This window comes from Streptomyces sp. NPDC046122, from assembly GCF_056429965.1.
The window spans coordinates 219,686-232,994 of record NZ_JBWKLQ010000002.1 but is presented as its reverse complement, the minus strand read 5'-3'; the positions used below and the strand labels follow the sequence as shown (position 1 = coordinate 232,994).

Genomic DNA, 13,309 nt, shown 5'->3' with positions numbered 1-13,309 from the left:
TCACGCCCCCGCCTTCGTGATGCCGACGCCGGAGTCGGGCAGGCCCTTTTCCGGGACGTCGAGTTGGTCGGTCTCGTGGTACTCGAGCTGGGCGCGCCGGTTGGCGATGAGGCCCTCGGGGCGGAAGCGCATGAGGAAGATCAGCGCGATGCCGAAGCCCAGCAGCTGGTAGTCCTGGAGGAACTGCAGCTTGGCGGGGATCATGTAGAGGAGCGTGGCGCCGATGAGGGGTCCGCTGATGGTTCCCATGCCGCCGAGGATGACCGCGGCGAGGAGGAAGGCGGAGTTCGGCGGTACGGGTCCGGCGAAGACGTACATCTCGGGGACCACGGTGCTCTGGACGTGTGCCTGGACGGTGCCGGCGAGGCCGGCGAGCGTGGCGCCGAGGGCGAAGGCGATGAGCTTGACGCGGAAGCCGTTGATGCCCATGGCGGTGGCGGCGGTCTCGTCCTCGCGGATGGCGACCCAGGCGCGGCCGATGCGGGAGCTGCCGGCGCGGCTGAAGACGAGGACCACGAGGATCATCGCGAGCAGCATCAGCAGGTAGTAGTTGGCGTACGACCCGAGTTCGAAGCCGGCGATGGTGTGGGATTCACCGAAGTCGTATCCGAAGAAGTTCAGGTCGGGGACGTTCGGTACGCCGTTGGGGCCGTTGGTGACCTGCGGTCCGGACACGCCGTCGAGGTTGCCGACGGTGATGCGGAAGATCTCGCCGAAGCCGAGGGTCACGATGGCGAGGTAGTCGCCGCGCAGCCGCAGGGTCGGGGCGCCGATGACGACGCCGAAGACCAGGGAGACGGCGCCGCCGAGGAGGACGGATGCCCAGAAGGGGAACTGGACGTCGAACGCGGATGCGGTGGTGCCCGAGACGAGAGCGGCGGTGTAGGCGCCGACGCCGAGGAAGGCGACGTATCCGAGGTCGAGGAGTCCGGCGAGGCCGACGACGATGTTCAGGCCGAGTGCGACGGTCGCGAAGATGAGGATGTTGACCGCGATCAGGGTGAACTGGTCGGTGTTCTGGGTGAAGGGGAAGGCCGCTGCGGCGACGAAGGCGGCTGCGACGGCGATCGACCGGTACTTGGCGGTGAGCGCCGACAGGCGCGCCATGAGGCCGGCTTTGAAGAGGGCGGCGATGGCGAACCCGGCGGTGATCATGTAGCCGGTGAACAGTTCGGCGTACTCGGTGTCGATGCCGTAGGTGACGACGAACAGGCCGATCGCGAAGGCGGCGACGATGATCAGGATTTCGGCCCAGGAGGGGAGTTCCTTGGGGCGCCGGGCCTTGCGGGTGTCGTCGGGCAGCTGGAAGGCGGCGGCGACGGGGATGACGGAGGCCACGGCGGCGACGAAGCCGCCCGGCTCGAGGTGGACGACGCCGCCGAGTTCGACGGCGATGGCGACGACCGTGAACCAGGTGGTGCCGAACGCGCCGAGCGCGAAGAGGCGCAGGGCTTTGGTCGTGCCGGTGGGCGCGAGCCAGCGCAGGCCCTTGAAGTCCTGTGCGGCCAGGGCGTACAGGGTGGTGAGGAGGCCTGCGACGAGGGTGAGGACCTGGAGGCCGCCGGGGTATCCGTTGACCGTGAGGTCGCCGGGGAACTCGTCGGTGTAGGTCCAGGCCATGAAGGTGCTGGCGACGGTGGCGAGGCCGCCCGCGGCGATGATCCAGCGGAAGAGGTCGGCCCGGGCGCCGGTGTCGGCGGGGGCCGTCTTGGCTGTCGTGGTGTCGGTTGTCATGGCTCTCACGCCCGATCCGCGACGCGCTCGCCGAGCAGGCCCTGTGGCCTGACGAGGAGCACGACGATGAGAAGTACGAATGCCCAGACGTTGGCCCAAGCGCCACCGCCGAGCTGCTGCATCCCGGGTATCTCTTCGATGTAGGCGATCGACAGGGCTTCCGCGAGGCCGAGGACGACTCCGCCGACCATGGCTCCGTAGATGTTGCCGATGCCGCCCAGGACGGCGGCGGTGAAGGCCTTGAGTCCGAGGATGAAGCCCATTTCGAAGTTGATCTGGCCCTTGTCGAGGCCGTACGCGACGGCTCCGACGGCGGCGAACGCGGCACCGATGGCGAAGGCCATGACGATGATGCGGTCGGTGTTGATGCCCATCAGCTTCGCCGTGTCGGGGTCCTGCGCGGTGGCCTGCATGGCGCGGCCGCTGCGGCTCTTGGCGACGAAGAGGCCGAGGGCGAGCATGCACAGGGGGGCGAGGACGAGGACGAAGGCGTCGGCCCGCTGGAGGTACAGGTTGTCGAAGATCTTGAACGACTCGCCCTGGAACTCCGGGAAGCTGCGCGGCTTCTTCGCGTCGGGGTAGAAGCCCCAGACAAGCTGCTGGAGAACGATCGAGAGGCCGATTGCGGTGATGAGCGGAGCGAGCCTGGGGGCGCCGCGCAGGGGGCGGTAGGCGAATCGTTCCGCTGCGGTCGCTACGGCGACGGAGGCGATGGCGCCACCGACGATCATGACCGGGATGGCCACGAGGAGCGTTGTCCCGCTGGGGAGCACGAGGTACGCGGTGAGGGCGCCGAAGCCCCCGATCATGAAGATCTCGCCGTGGGCGAAGTTGATGAGCTGGACGATGCCGTACACCATGGTGTACCCGATGGCTATCAAGCCATAAAGGGCGCCGAGTGCAAGGCCGTTGGCCAGCTGTTGCGGCAGTTCGTGCACCGCAGGGCCTCCGATGAGCTTGTCGGATATGACACCGCGCGAGGGCGCTGTTGCGCCCTCGCGCGGTTCGATCAGAAGGATCGGGTGAAGCGGGTCAGGCAGGTGGTGCGGGTCGAGCGGGGACCGGGGTGAATCAGTCCTTGAAGGTGGCGGACTTGACGTCCTTCCAGACCTTGCCCTCGACCTTGTAGACGGTGAGCTGCTTGTTCGTGGTGTCGCCGTACTGGTCGAAGGCGACCTTGCCGGTCACACCGTCGAACGAGACCTTCGACATGGCCTCGACGACCTTGGCGCGGGCGTCCGCCGGCAGCTTGCCGTCGTTCTCCGCGACGACGGCCTTGACGGCCTGGACGACGGCCCAGCCGGCGTCGTACGAGTAGCCGCCGTAGGCCGCGTACGGGTCGTCGTACTTCTCGGCCTCGTAGTCGGCGATGAACTTCTTCGCCGTCGGGAGCTTCTCGACCGGGTAGCCGATCGAGGTCGCGAAGTCACCGTCGTTCGCCACGCCGGAGGCGCTGATGAACGCGGGGTCGTAGATGCCGTCGCCGCCCATGGTGGGGATCTTGGCGCCGGTCTTCTTGATCTGGTCGGAGAGCAGGCCGCCCTCGGGGTACTGGCCACCGAAGTAGACGGAGTCGGCCTTCGACGCCTTCACCTTGTCGGCGGTGCTGGAGAAGTCGGTCTCCTTCACCGTGACGTGGTCGGTGCCGACGACCTTGCCGCCGAGCCGCTTGAATTCGGCGGAGAAGATCGCGGCGAGGCCGGCGCCGTAGGTCTGCTTGTCGTCGACGACGTAGACCTTGCGCTTCTTGGCGTCGTTGTAGAGGTACTGCGCGGCGAACTTGCCCTGGACGACGTCCGTGGCGGCGGTGCGGAAGTACGTCTTGAACGGACGCTTAAGCTCACCCTTGCCCCAGTTGTCACCCTGGCTGAGCGCCGGGTTGGTGTTGGCCGGGGAGACCTGGACGAGGCTGGCCTTCTCGAAGACGCTCTGCATCGACTGGGCGACGCCGGAGTTCAGCGGGCCGACGACACCGATGACGTCCTTGTTGCCTACGAGTTTGGTGGCGTTGGCCTGGCCGGAGGCGGGAACTGCCTGGTCGTCGAGGGCTTCGATCTTGAATTCGACGCCCGGGACCTCGTTGTTCTTGTTCGCGGTCTTGGCCGCGAGGTCCACCGAGTTCTTGATGCCCTGGCCGAGAGCGGACAGCGAACCGGTCAGCGGGACGTCGACACCGATGACAACGGTGGTCTTCTTGCTGCTGTCGTCGCCGCCCTTGGCGTCGTCGCGCGACCCACAAGCGGTGAGCGTGAGTGCTCCGGTCGTGAGCGCTGTGGTGAGTATGAGCAAAGAACGGTGTCGCACGAAAGGTCCTTTCCCTGGCGCGGCCTCCTCTGCTGAGGTGCCGTGACGATCGCCGGGCCGTACTGGTCGATACAGGGGCCGTGCAGCAGACGCGCCCGGCGGCGCGGTGACTGGCCGTGACTCTAGGCGCAGGTGAAGGGGTCGTGGAGGTGTGAACTCAGGATGTGACTCTCTTGTTATGCCAAGGCCAACGCTGGGTGGGGCAGTGTGGACAGATGGGTTGAAAGTTCACCGACAATAAAGTCCGCATGCTGAGAATTCCCAGTTCCGCAGCAGCGCTTGAGGTGATCTTGCCGTCAGCCGCGGAGGGTGGCCGTAACGCTGTCACGGGGGTGGTGGACGGGATGCGCCGAGCGCGTGGCGCCGCATTTCGACCGCCCCGATGTTACGTAGCGTTACGTGGAGGCGATGCGCCCGCTCACCGGGCGGCGCGGCCGGCGTGCTGACCTGCGCTTGACGCCTCAGGCGTCCGCCGGACAACTACCCTCCGCCAAGCGGGACTTGGCAATCCAGCGGCTTCGGGAGCGGCTCGGGGGCAAGGGCGGGAGGCGGCCGGCCTCGTTCGCGCCTTGCCGCGGCCCCCGCCGCTCAGCGGGGCGGGCGCCAGTTCTCCGAGCTGCCCGTCGCGCCGTTCGCGGCCCTGCACGCCTCTTCGGCCAGGCGGCCGATCAGCCGCAGGCCCGCCGCACGCCCCCGCCGGGCGGCCTCGGCGCGACCGGCCGCGACGACCTCCTCGTGGATGGCGTACTGCTCGTTCGACAGCCCCTTCTGCTCCCAGTCGAGCCCGGCCCACTTGCCGCCCTTGAGTGTTTCGCCCGCCCAGTAGGACACCAGCTTCGTGCAGGTCACGTGGGGCGGGGGCGCCGGTGGGGTGGTGCTCGGCGGCGCGGGCTGCCCGGCCGTACGGGGGGCCGAGCAGCCCGCGACGGCCATGGCGGCCACGAGGGCACAGGCGGCGTACCCGGCGCGCGCGTGTGCTTTCGTCCCCATGGGGGAACGCTAGGCCGTCACGATCCGTGACACAACAGGACGAGCGTGCCCTACGGCAGCTTGGTGAAGGGGGAGAGGAAGGCGCGGGCTCCGGCGGTGTCCAGCCGGTAGGTGACGTTGGTGGCGTAGCAGGGGGTGTCGCCGGTGACGGTGGTGGCGACCAGAGTCCGCTTGCCGCCGAGCGTCGCGAAGTTCGGACCGCCCGAATCGCCGTAGCACGCACCGCCGTTGCCCTGGGGTGCGGTCATGGACAGGCGCAGCCAGGCGTTGTTGAGCGCGTTGTACGTGACGGGGGCCTTCATGCGTACGCCGCCGCCGGGGTGGGTGTGGCCGCCGGGGCCGCGCTGCGCCTCCCGCGTGCCGTAACCGGCGACGGTGAAGTCCGTGTCGTCGAGGCCCTGCGCGCCGAGGGCGTCGAGGGCCCCGGCCTTGGGGAGCGTGGCGGGGCTGAAGGTCCAGCGTGCCTTGACCTGGGCGGCGGGCAGTTCGACGACGGAGATGTCGTGGGTGTCGGAGGCGGGGCCCGGGTAGGCGGGGTGGTTGTGGGCTGTTCCCTGGACCGCCACGGCGCGGGCCACCGCTGCCGGGTCCGAGGGGTGTTCGGCTGCGGCCCTGTCGAGTCCGGCCTGCACGTCCTGGTCGAGGGAGACGTGGAACTTCACGTTGTCGGGCCAGTCGGTGGTGCAGTGCGCGGCCGTGAGGAAGGTGTCGGCGTCGATCATGGTGCCGGAGCAGACCCAGTCGACGCGGTCCGGGGTGGCCGGGTTCGCGTCGGCGTCCCAGGTGGCGACGAGTGCCCCGACCTCGGTGCGCTCGGGTGCGGGCGTCGCGTTGTGCGAGTTGATCGCCGAGGACGGCAGGGCCGCGGCCAGCACGAGCGCGAACGCCCCGGCGGTGGCTGTGGCGACTGCGGCGGTGCGTGCTGCGGTGATGCGTACTGCGGTCAAGAGAACCCCTTGTGTGTGACGGACGGGTGCCCTCCTGTGGGGGTGGTCGACAGTGAACCGGTTCGCCGCCCGGGGGGCAAGTGTCCTGTGATGAAGGGGAGTTGACAGCGCGTGAGGGAGGAGGGGTGAGTGAAGCGGACATGCCGCGGCTGGAGCGAGCCGCTTGCTGGGGCGTTGAGCCGTGGGGGAGCCTGCTCGTGGCGGCTGTCCGCGCCGGCGCGCGCGGGTGTCCGCCGAGCTTGCGGCCGACCGGAATCGTCACCGTGCGTGATGTCCGTACCGCCGGGCCGCGGCTTCGGCGCACGGGTCGCGGCCGGGCGTGATGGCGGATCGGCAGGCGTCGCGGGGGTGCCGGCGAAGGGGCGTTCTCCCGGACACCGGGTACGTATATCGAACAGGAAGCGGTGGCCGGAAAGCGCTCCGCGAGGCCGGTTCTGGGCCTGACAGGACCCCCCTAACCGGACATCCGGGGCGCGCTGCTGCCGGACCGTGGCGGGTGGCGAAAGCGGGACGGAGCGGGGCGTGCGGCGGGGCCCGTCGCTCCCTGGAGGAGGGGCGTCTGCGCGGCTTTGGTGGCGGTATCGACCGTCGGGCCCGCACGCTGCGTCACCGCGGCCCGGACGGACGTGTGGATCCGTCCGGGCTCGCCGGTCCGAAGGCCCGGTCAGCCGCCGACGGACTGGGCGTCGCGCAGCAGGCAGGTGAGGCGGGCGGTGCAGACCCGCTTGTCCTGCTCGTCGGTGATGACGATCTCGTACGTCGCGGTGGAGCGCCCGCGGTGGACGGGGGTGGCCACACCCGTCACCAGGCCGCTGCGGGCGCCCCGGTGGTGGGTGCAGTTGAGGTCCACGCCGACGGCGAGCTTGGACGCGCCGCCGTGGAGCATCGAGCCGATGGAACCGAGCGTCTCGGCGAGCACGGCGGAGGCCCCGCCGTGCAGCAGGCCGTACGGCTGGGTGTTGCCCTCGACGGGCATGGTCCCCACGACGCGCTCGGCGGACGCCTCGACGATCCGTACCCCCATGCGGGTGCCGAGGTCCCCGGCGGAGAAGAGGGCGGGCAGGTCGACGCCCAGCTGGGCGTACTCGTCGATGACCTCTTGCGGGAACTTCACACCTGCGGTCTGCTCGCCCATGGGGCCCGGCTCCGATCGTCGTACGGTGTCCATCGTCCTTAAGCGAACGCTTAGGCGGTTGCCGATTGTTCCAGACGTACGACGACCGACTTGCTCGCGGGGGTGTTGCTGGTGTCCGCGGTGGCGTCGAGCGGCACCAGGACGTTGGTCTCCGGGTAGTAGGCGGCGGCGCAGCCGCGCGCGGTCGGATAGTGCACCACGCGGAAACCGGCGGCGCGCCGCTCGACGCCGTCCTTCCACTCGCTGACGAGATCGGTGTAGTCCCCGTCGGCGAGGCCCAGTTCGCGGGCGTCGTCCGGGTTGACCAGGACGACGCGCCGGCCGCCCCGGATACCCCGGTAGCGGTCGTCGAGGCCGTAGATCGTGGTGTTGTACTGGTCGTGCGAGCGCAGCGTCTGGAGCAGCAGCCGGCCCTTCGGCAGCTCGGGGTACTCGACGGGGGCGGCGGTGAAGTTGGCCTTGCCGGTGTCGGTGGTGAAGCGGCGCGCGTCGCGCGGGCCGTGGGGCAGAGTGAAGCCGCCGGGACGGGCGACCCGTGCGTTGAAGTCCTCGAAGCCGGGGACGACGCGCGAGATCCGGTCGCGGATCGTGCCGTAGTCCTTCTCGAAGTCCTCCCACGGCGTGGCCGAGCCGGGGCCGAGGACCGCGCGGGCCAGCCGGGCGACGATGGCAGGCTCGGAGAGCAGGTGCGGGCTCGCGGGGGCGAGGTTGCCGCGTGAGGCGTGCACCATGCCCATGGAGTCCTCGACCGTGACGAACTGCTTGCCGGCGGCCTGTACGTCCTTGTCGGTGCGGCCGAGGGTGGGCAGGATCAGGGCGCGGGCGCCGGTGACGGCGTGCGAGCGGTTGAGCTTCGTCGACACGTGGACGGTCAGGCGGGCCCGGCGCATCGCGGCCTCGGTGACGTCGGTGTCGGGGCTCGCGCCGACGAAGTTGCCGCCCATGGCGAAGAAGACCTTGGCCTCGCCGTCGCGCAGCGCCTGGATGGACCGTACGACGTCGAATCCGTGGTGGCGGGGCGAGGTGATCCCGAATTCCTTGTCGAGGGCGTCGAGGAACGCGGGGGCGGGGCGCTCGAAGATGCCCATCGTGCGGTCGCCCTGCACGTTGGAGTGGCCGCGCACGGGGCACACGCCGGCGCCGGGGCGGCCGATGTTGCCGCGCAGCAGCAGGAAGTTGACGACTTCGCGGATGGTCGGGACGGCGTGCTTGTGCTGGGTCAGGCCCATGGCCCAGCACACGATGGTGCGCCGCGAGGCGAGGACCATGGCGAGGGCCTGCTCGATCTTCGCGCGCTCCAGGCCGGTGGCTGCGAGGGTCTCGTCCCAGTCCGCGCCGCGCGCCGCGGCGGCGAACTCCTCGTACCCGTGCGTGTGCTCCCGTACGAACTCCGCGTCGACGGCGCCGTCCGCTTCGATGATCAGCTTGTTGAGCAGCCGGAAGAGGGCCTGGTCGCCGCCGAGACGGATCTGCAGGAAGAGGTCGGTGAGCGCGGCGCCCTTGATCATGCCCTGTGGGGTCTGCGGGTTCTTGAAGCGCTCGAGTCCGGCCTCGGGCAGCGGGTTCACCGAGATGATCTTCGCGCCGGCGGCCTTGGCCTTCTCCAGAGCGGTGAGCATGCGCGGGTGGTTGGTGCCCGGGTTCTGCCCGGCGACGATGATCAGGTCGGCCTGGTGCAGGTCCTCCAGGGAGACGCTGCCCTTGCCGATGCCGATGGTCTGCGTGAGGGCCGAGCCCGAGGACTCGTGGCACATGTTGGAGCAGTCCGGCAGGTTGTTGGTGCCGAACTCGCGGGCGAAGAGCTGGAGCAGGAACGCCGCTTCGTTGCTGGTGCGGCCCGAGGTGTAGAAGACGGCCTCGTCGGGGGAGGCGAGCGCCTTGAGCTCCTCCGCCATGATCTCGAAGGCGCGCTCCCAGGTCACCGCGTCGTACCGGTCGGCGCCCTCGGCCAGGTACACGGGCTGGGTGATGCGGCCCTGCTGCCCGAGCCAGTACCCGCTGCGGGTGGCGAGGTCGGCGACGGGGTGCGCGGCGAAGAAATCGGGGGTGACGCGGCGCAGCGTCGCCTCCTCCGCGACGGCCTTCGCGCCGTTCTCGCAGAACTCCGCGGTGTGCCGCTTGTCCTCCTCCGGCCAGGCGCAGCCGGGGCAGTCGAAGCCGTCCTTCTGGTTGACCTTGAGGAGGGTTCGCGCGGTGCGGCGCACGCCCATCTGCTGCTGCGCCATCTTCAGCGTGTGCCCGATGGCGGGGAGCCCGGCCGCGGCGTGCTGGGGGGCCGCGACCTGCGGCGCGTCCTGGACCGGGTCACCTGTGGGCGGCTTGGCAGCCATGGCGCTCCCCTTTGAGCGTGCGGTGGTGTCACGTACGCCTTCGATCCTGTCACGCGGCACCGGCAGTGCGACGCCGCGGGCCGGATTGTCAGTGGTGCGGCCTAGGATCGGGGGCGTGTCAGAGACAGCATCGAAGAAGACCGCAGAAAACCGTCCCCGCTTGCTCCTCATGGACGGGCACTCCCTGGCGTACCGAGCGTTCTTCGCGCTGCCCGCGGAGAATTTCACCACCGCGAGCGGCCAGCCGACGAATGCCGTCTACGGCTTCGCGTCGATGCTGGCGAACACGCTCCGTGACGAGGCGTCCACGCATTTCGCGGTGGCCTTCGACGTGTCGCGCAAGACGTGGCGCTCGGCCGACTTCCCGGAGTACAAGGCGAACCGTTCGAAGACCCCGGACGAGTTCAAGGGGCAGGTCGAGCTGATCGGCGAGCTGCTGGACACCATGAACGCGGAGCGCTTCGCGGTGGACGGCTTCGAGGCCGACGACGTCATCGCCACCCTGGCCACCCAGGCGGAGGCCGCCGGCTTCGACGTGCTGATCGTCACCGGCGACCGTGACTCGTTCCAGCTGGTCTCCGACCACGTGACCGTGCTGTACCCGACCAAGGGCGTCTCCGAGCTGACCCGGTTCACGCCGGAGAAGGTCCAGGAGAAGTACGGGCTGACCCCGTCGCAGTACCCGGACTTCGCCGCCCTGCGCGGCGACCCGTCGGACAACCTGCCGGGCATCCCGGGCGTGGGCGAGAAGACCGCCACGAAGTGGATCAACCAGTTCGGCTCGTTCTCGGAGCTGGTCGAGCGCGCCGACGAGATCAAGGGCAAGGTCGGCCAGGCCCTGCGCGACCACCTGGAGTCCGTCAAGCTCAACCGCCACCTGACCGAGCTGGTGCGCGACGTGGAGCTGCCCAAGGCCGTGGCGGACCTGGAGCGCGCGCCGTACGACAGGGCCGCGCTGAAGGGCTTCCTGGAGGTCCTGGAGATCCGCAACCCGAGCCTGCGGGAGCGGCTGCTCGCGGTCGACCCGGGCGCGGAGGAGGAAGAGGCCCCGGCCCCGGACGCCGGGGTGGAGCTGGACGGCTCCGTCCTGCGCGCCGGTGAGGTGGCGGCCTGGCTGGAGCAGAACGCCGGACAGCCGCTCGGCGTGTCCACCGTGGCGAGCTGGGCCCTGGGCGTCGGCAACGTCAGCGAGGTCGCGCTGGCCGCGGCCGACGGCAAGGCGGCCTGGTTCGACACGACCGAGCTGGACGAGTCCGACGAGCGGGCCTTCGCCGCCTGGCTCGCCGACCCGGCCCGGCCGAAGGTCATGCACAACGCCAAGGACGCGCTGCGGGTCTTCCCCGAGCACGGCTGGCGCATCGAGGGCATCTCGATGGACACCGCGCTGGCCGCCTACCTGGTCAAGCCCGGCCGCCGGTCGTTCGCGCTGGACGCCCTGTCCGTCGAGTACCTCCACCGCGAGCTCGCCCCGGCCGCCGCCGACGGGCAGCTGGCCTTCGGGTCCGACGAGGACGACCAGGCCGAGGCCGACGCGCTGATGGCACAGGCCCGCGCGGTCCTCGACCTCGGCGACGCGTTCGGCGCGAAGCTGCGGGAGGTGGGCGCGACCGAGCTGCTGCACGAGGTGGAACTGCCCACGTCGCTGCTGCTGGCCCGGATGGAGCGGTACGGCATCTCCGCGGACCGCCCGCACCTGGAGGCGATGGAGCAGCAGTTCGCCGGCGCGGTGCAGCAGGCCGTGAAGGAGGCGCACGCGTCCGTCGGCCACGAGTTCAACCTCGGCTCGCCCAAGCAGCTCCAGGAGGTCTTCTTCGGCGAGCTGAACCTCCCCAAGACGAAGAAGACCAAGACCGGCTACACCACGGACGCGGACGCGCTGGCCTGGCTGGCCGCCCAGACCGAGCACGAACTGCCGGTCATCATGCTGCGCCACCGTGAGCAGGCCCGGCTGCGGTCCACCGTCGAGGGGCTGATCAAGACGATCGCCGGCGACGGCCGGATCCACACCACCTTCAGCCAGACGGTCGCGGCGACCGGCCGGCTCTCCTCCACCGACCCGAACCTGCAGAACGTGCCGGTGCGCACGGACGAGGGCCGTGCCATCCGCCGCGGGTTCGTCGTCGGCGAGGGCTTCGAGTCGCTGATGACCGCGGACTACAGCCAGATCGAGCTGCGGGTCATGGCGCACCTGTCGGAGGACGAGGGTCTCATCGAGGCGTTCACCTCCGGCGAGGACCTGCACACCACCGTCGCCTCCCAGGTGTTCGGCGTGGAGCGGTCCGCGGTCGACGCGGAGATGCGGCGCAAGATCAAGGCCATGTCGTACGGACTCGCCTACGGGCTGTCCGCCTTCGGCCTCTCGCAGCAGCTCAACATCGACGCGGGCGAGGCGCGGGCCCTGATGGACACGTACTTCGAGCGGTTCGGCGGCGTGCGCGACTACCTGCGGCGCGCCGTCGACGAGGCGCGGGCCACCGGGTACACGGCGACGATGCTGGGCCGCCGCCGCTACCTCCCGGACCTCAACAGCGACAACCGCCAGCGCCGTGAGGCCGCCGAGCGCATGGCGCTGAACGCACCGATCCAGGGCACCGCGGCCGACATCGTGAAGGTCGCCATGCTGAACGTCGACCGGGCGCTGACCGAAGAGGGCCTGCGGACCCGGATGCTGCTCCAGGTCCACGACGAAATCGTCCTGGAGCTGGCCCCGGGGGAGCGGGAGCGGGTGGAGGAGCTCGTCCGCCGCGAGATGGCGGGCGCCGTCGACCTGCGGGCCCCGCTGGACGTGTCGGTGGGCGTGGGAACCGACTGGGAGTCCGCCGCGCACTGACCCCGGCCGCCGGCTCCCCCGGGAGCGCCGTCAGTCGCCGGACCGGCCGATCCGCCCCGCCCGTACGGGGAGGTGAGGCCCGTCCGGCGATGACGGGCGGCCGTCCGCGGCGGCGTCGGCCCCTTGTGCCGCGAGGTGCGGAGCGGTCGGGTGGGCGGCGGCCCCCGGCGCCGCGCGGCGCAGCCACAGCCGGACCCCCACGGCGTACACCACGAGTCCCACGGCGAGCCCCGCCCCGGCGCCGAAGCACGCGGTGGGGACGAAGTCGAGGGGCTTCAGGACCACGGTCTGAGCGGCGTACCACCGCGCGACCCGGTGTGCCACGCCGATCAGCACGCAGAGCGCGAGCAGCCCCCAGGCGGCCCGCCTCCTGCGGGCGGAGAGCAGCGGCACGGACGCGGGGGCGGGGCCGTCCGGCCGCCGCCGCAGCGCCCAGACCGCGAACCACGCCATCACCGCGAGGGCCACCGCCGAGCCGCCGTACTGCGCGTACATGTACACGGGGAAGCCGGCGACGACCTCGCCGAGCACCGGGAACACCCTCATCCCCCAACGGTCGACATGCGTGAAACTGTCCCAGATGACGTGCGTGCAGCTGCCGATGACGGCCGAGAGGAAGAACCGCCAGGCGAGCGAGGCGAGTTGCGCACCGTGCCAGTCCTGGCCGCGTACGAAGCCGTGGAAGCGGGCCTGCCTGTGCCGTGGCACCAGTGCCAGCAGAGGTTCCCGCATCACCAGCCACAGGCCGACGAGGGCCGCCGTGATGAGCACGTCGACCGTGACGAGCCCCGCCAAGGAGTGGGTGACGTCCCCGAAACGCATCGCGGCCGGGGCGGCGGTGGCCGCGAAGTAGGTCATGTCGGGCGCGAACGACCCGGCCACGAGGGCCGACGCGAGCAGTGGCCCGCGCCCGGTGCCGTCGCGCCGGATGCCCGGCAGCACCGCCGCCGCGTGGCTCAGTGTGAACGGCAAAACCTCTCCCCTGGACCGCTTGTGGTCGATGACGATCAGTATGCCGTCTGCGGTTCCGAGTTGAATT

Annotated in this window: 9 protein-coding genes; 1 reads left to right on the top strand and 8 read right to left on the bottom strand. The window is 70.4% G+C overall.

The window, feature by feature from the left end; genetic code table 11:
* From AC07FK_RS05905 to AC07FK_RS05875, 7 genes are all read right to left on the bottom strand, one after another.
* Positions 1-1,734: a branched-chain amino acid ABC transporter permease gene (locus AC07FK_RS05905; RefSeq protein WP_479102933.1), complete on the bottom strand. Its 1,734-nt coding sequence runs from the start codon at positions 1,732-1,734 to the stop codon at positions 1-3.
* Positions 1,735-1,739: 5 nt separating this feature from the next.
* Positions 1,740-2,672 carry a branched-chain amino acid ABC transporter permease gene (locus AC07FK_RS05900; protein ID WP_479102931.1) on the bottom strand — a complete coding sequence of 311 codons (933 nt, stop codon included), beginning with the start codon at positions 2,670-2,672 and terminating at the stop codon, positions 1,740-1,742.
* 133 nt (positions 2,673-2,805) lie between these two features.
* Positions 2,806-4,038, bottom strand: a complete 1,233-nt coding sequence (locus AC07FK_RS05895; protein WP_479102929.1) for a branched-chain amino acid ABC transporter substrate-binding protein — start codon at positions 4,036-4,038, stop codon at positions 2,806-2,808.
* 588 nt (positions 4,039-4,626) lie between these two features.
* Positions 4,627-5,028 (bottom strand): hypothetical protein, encoded by a 402-nt coding sequence (locus AC07FK_RS05890; RefSeq protein WP_479102927.1) that lies wholly within the window; start codon positions 5,026-5,028, stop codon positions 4,627-4,629.
* A gap of 50 nt (positions 5,029-5,078) precedes the next feature.
* A complete protein-coding gene (locus tag AC07FK_RS05885; RefSeq protein WP_479102925.1) occupies positions 5,079-5,975 on the bottom strand; it encodes a trypsin-like serine protease in 897 nt (298 codons plus the stop codon).
* Positions 5,976-6,639: 664 nt separating this feature from the next.
* Positions 6,640-7,110: a PaaI family thioesterase gene (locus tag AC07FK_RS05880; RefSeq protein WP_479102923.1), complete on the bottom strand. Its 471-nt coding sequence runs from the start codon at positions 7,108-7,110 to the stop codon at positions 6,640-6,642.
* Between the two features lie 50 nt (positions 7,111-7,160).
* Positions 7,161-9,440: an FdhF/YdeP family oxidoreductase gene (locus AC07FK_RS05875; RefSeq protein WP_479102921.1), complete on the bottom strand. Its 2,280-nt coding sequence runs from the start codon at positions 9,438-9,440 to the stop codon at positions 7,161-7,163.
* Between the two features lie 169 nt (positions 9,441-9,609).
* On the opposite strand from AC07FK_RS05875, the gene polA reads away from it, so the two are divergent.
* Positions 9,610-12,270, top strand: coding sequence for a DNA polymerase I (gene polA / locus AC07FK_RS05870; protein WP_479103906.1), 2,661 nt, complete (start codon positions 9,610-9,612; stop codon positions 12,268-12,270).
* A gap of 30 nt (positions 12,271-12,300) precedes the next feature.
* On the opposite strand, the gene AC07FK_RS05865 is transcribed toward polA, so the two are convergent.
* Positions 12,301-13,242: a DUF4184 family protein gene (locus tag AC07FK_RS05865; protein ID WP_479102919.1), complete on the bottom strand. Its 942-nt coding sequence runs from the start codon at positions 13,240-13,242 to the stop codon at positions 12,301-12,303.
* Positions 13,243-13,309 lie beyond the last annotated feature (67 nt).

Excerpts from the sequence above, each read along its gene's own strand:
- AC07FK_RS05875 (WP_479102921.1), bottom strand. The coding sequence starts at position 9,440 with ATGGCTGCCAAGCCGCCCACAGGTGACCCGGTCCAGGACGCGCCGCAG.
- AC07FK_RS05890 (WP_479102927.1), bottom strand. The coding sequence starts at position 5,028 with ATGGGGACGAAAGCACACGCGCGCGCCGGGTACGCCGCCTGTGCCCTC.
- AC07FK_RS05880 (WP_479102923.1), bottom strand. The coding sequence starts at position 7,110 with ATGGGCGAGCAGACCGCAGGTGTGAAGTTCCCGCAAGAGGTCATCGAC.
- AC07FK_RS05905 (WP_479102933.1), bottom strand. The coding sequence starts at position 1,734 with ATGACAACCGACACCACGACAGCCAAGACGGCCCCCGCCGACACCGGC.
- polA (WP_479103906.1), top strand. The coding sequence starts at position 9,610 with ATGGACGGGCACTCCCTGGCGTACCGAGCGTTCTTCGCGCTGCCCGCG.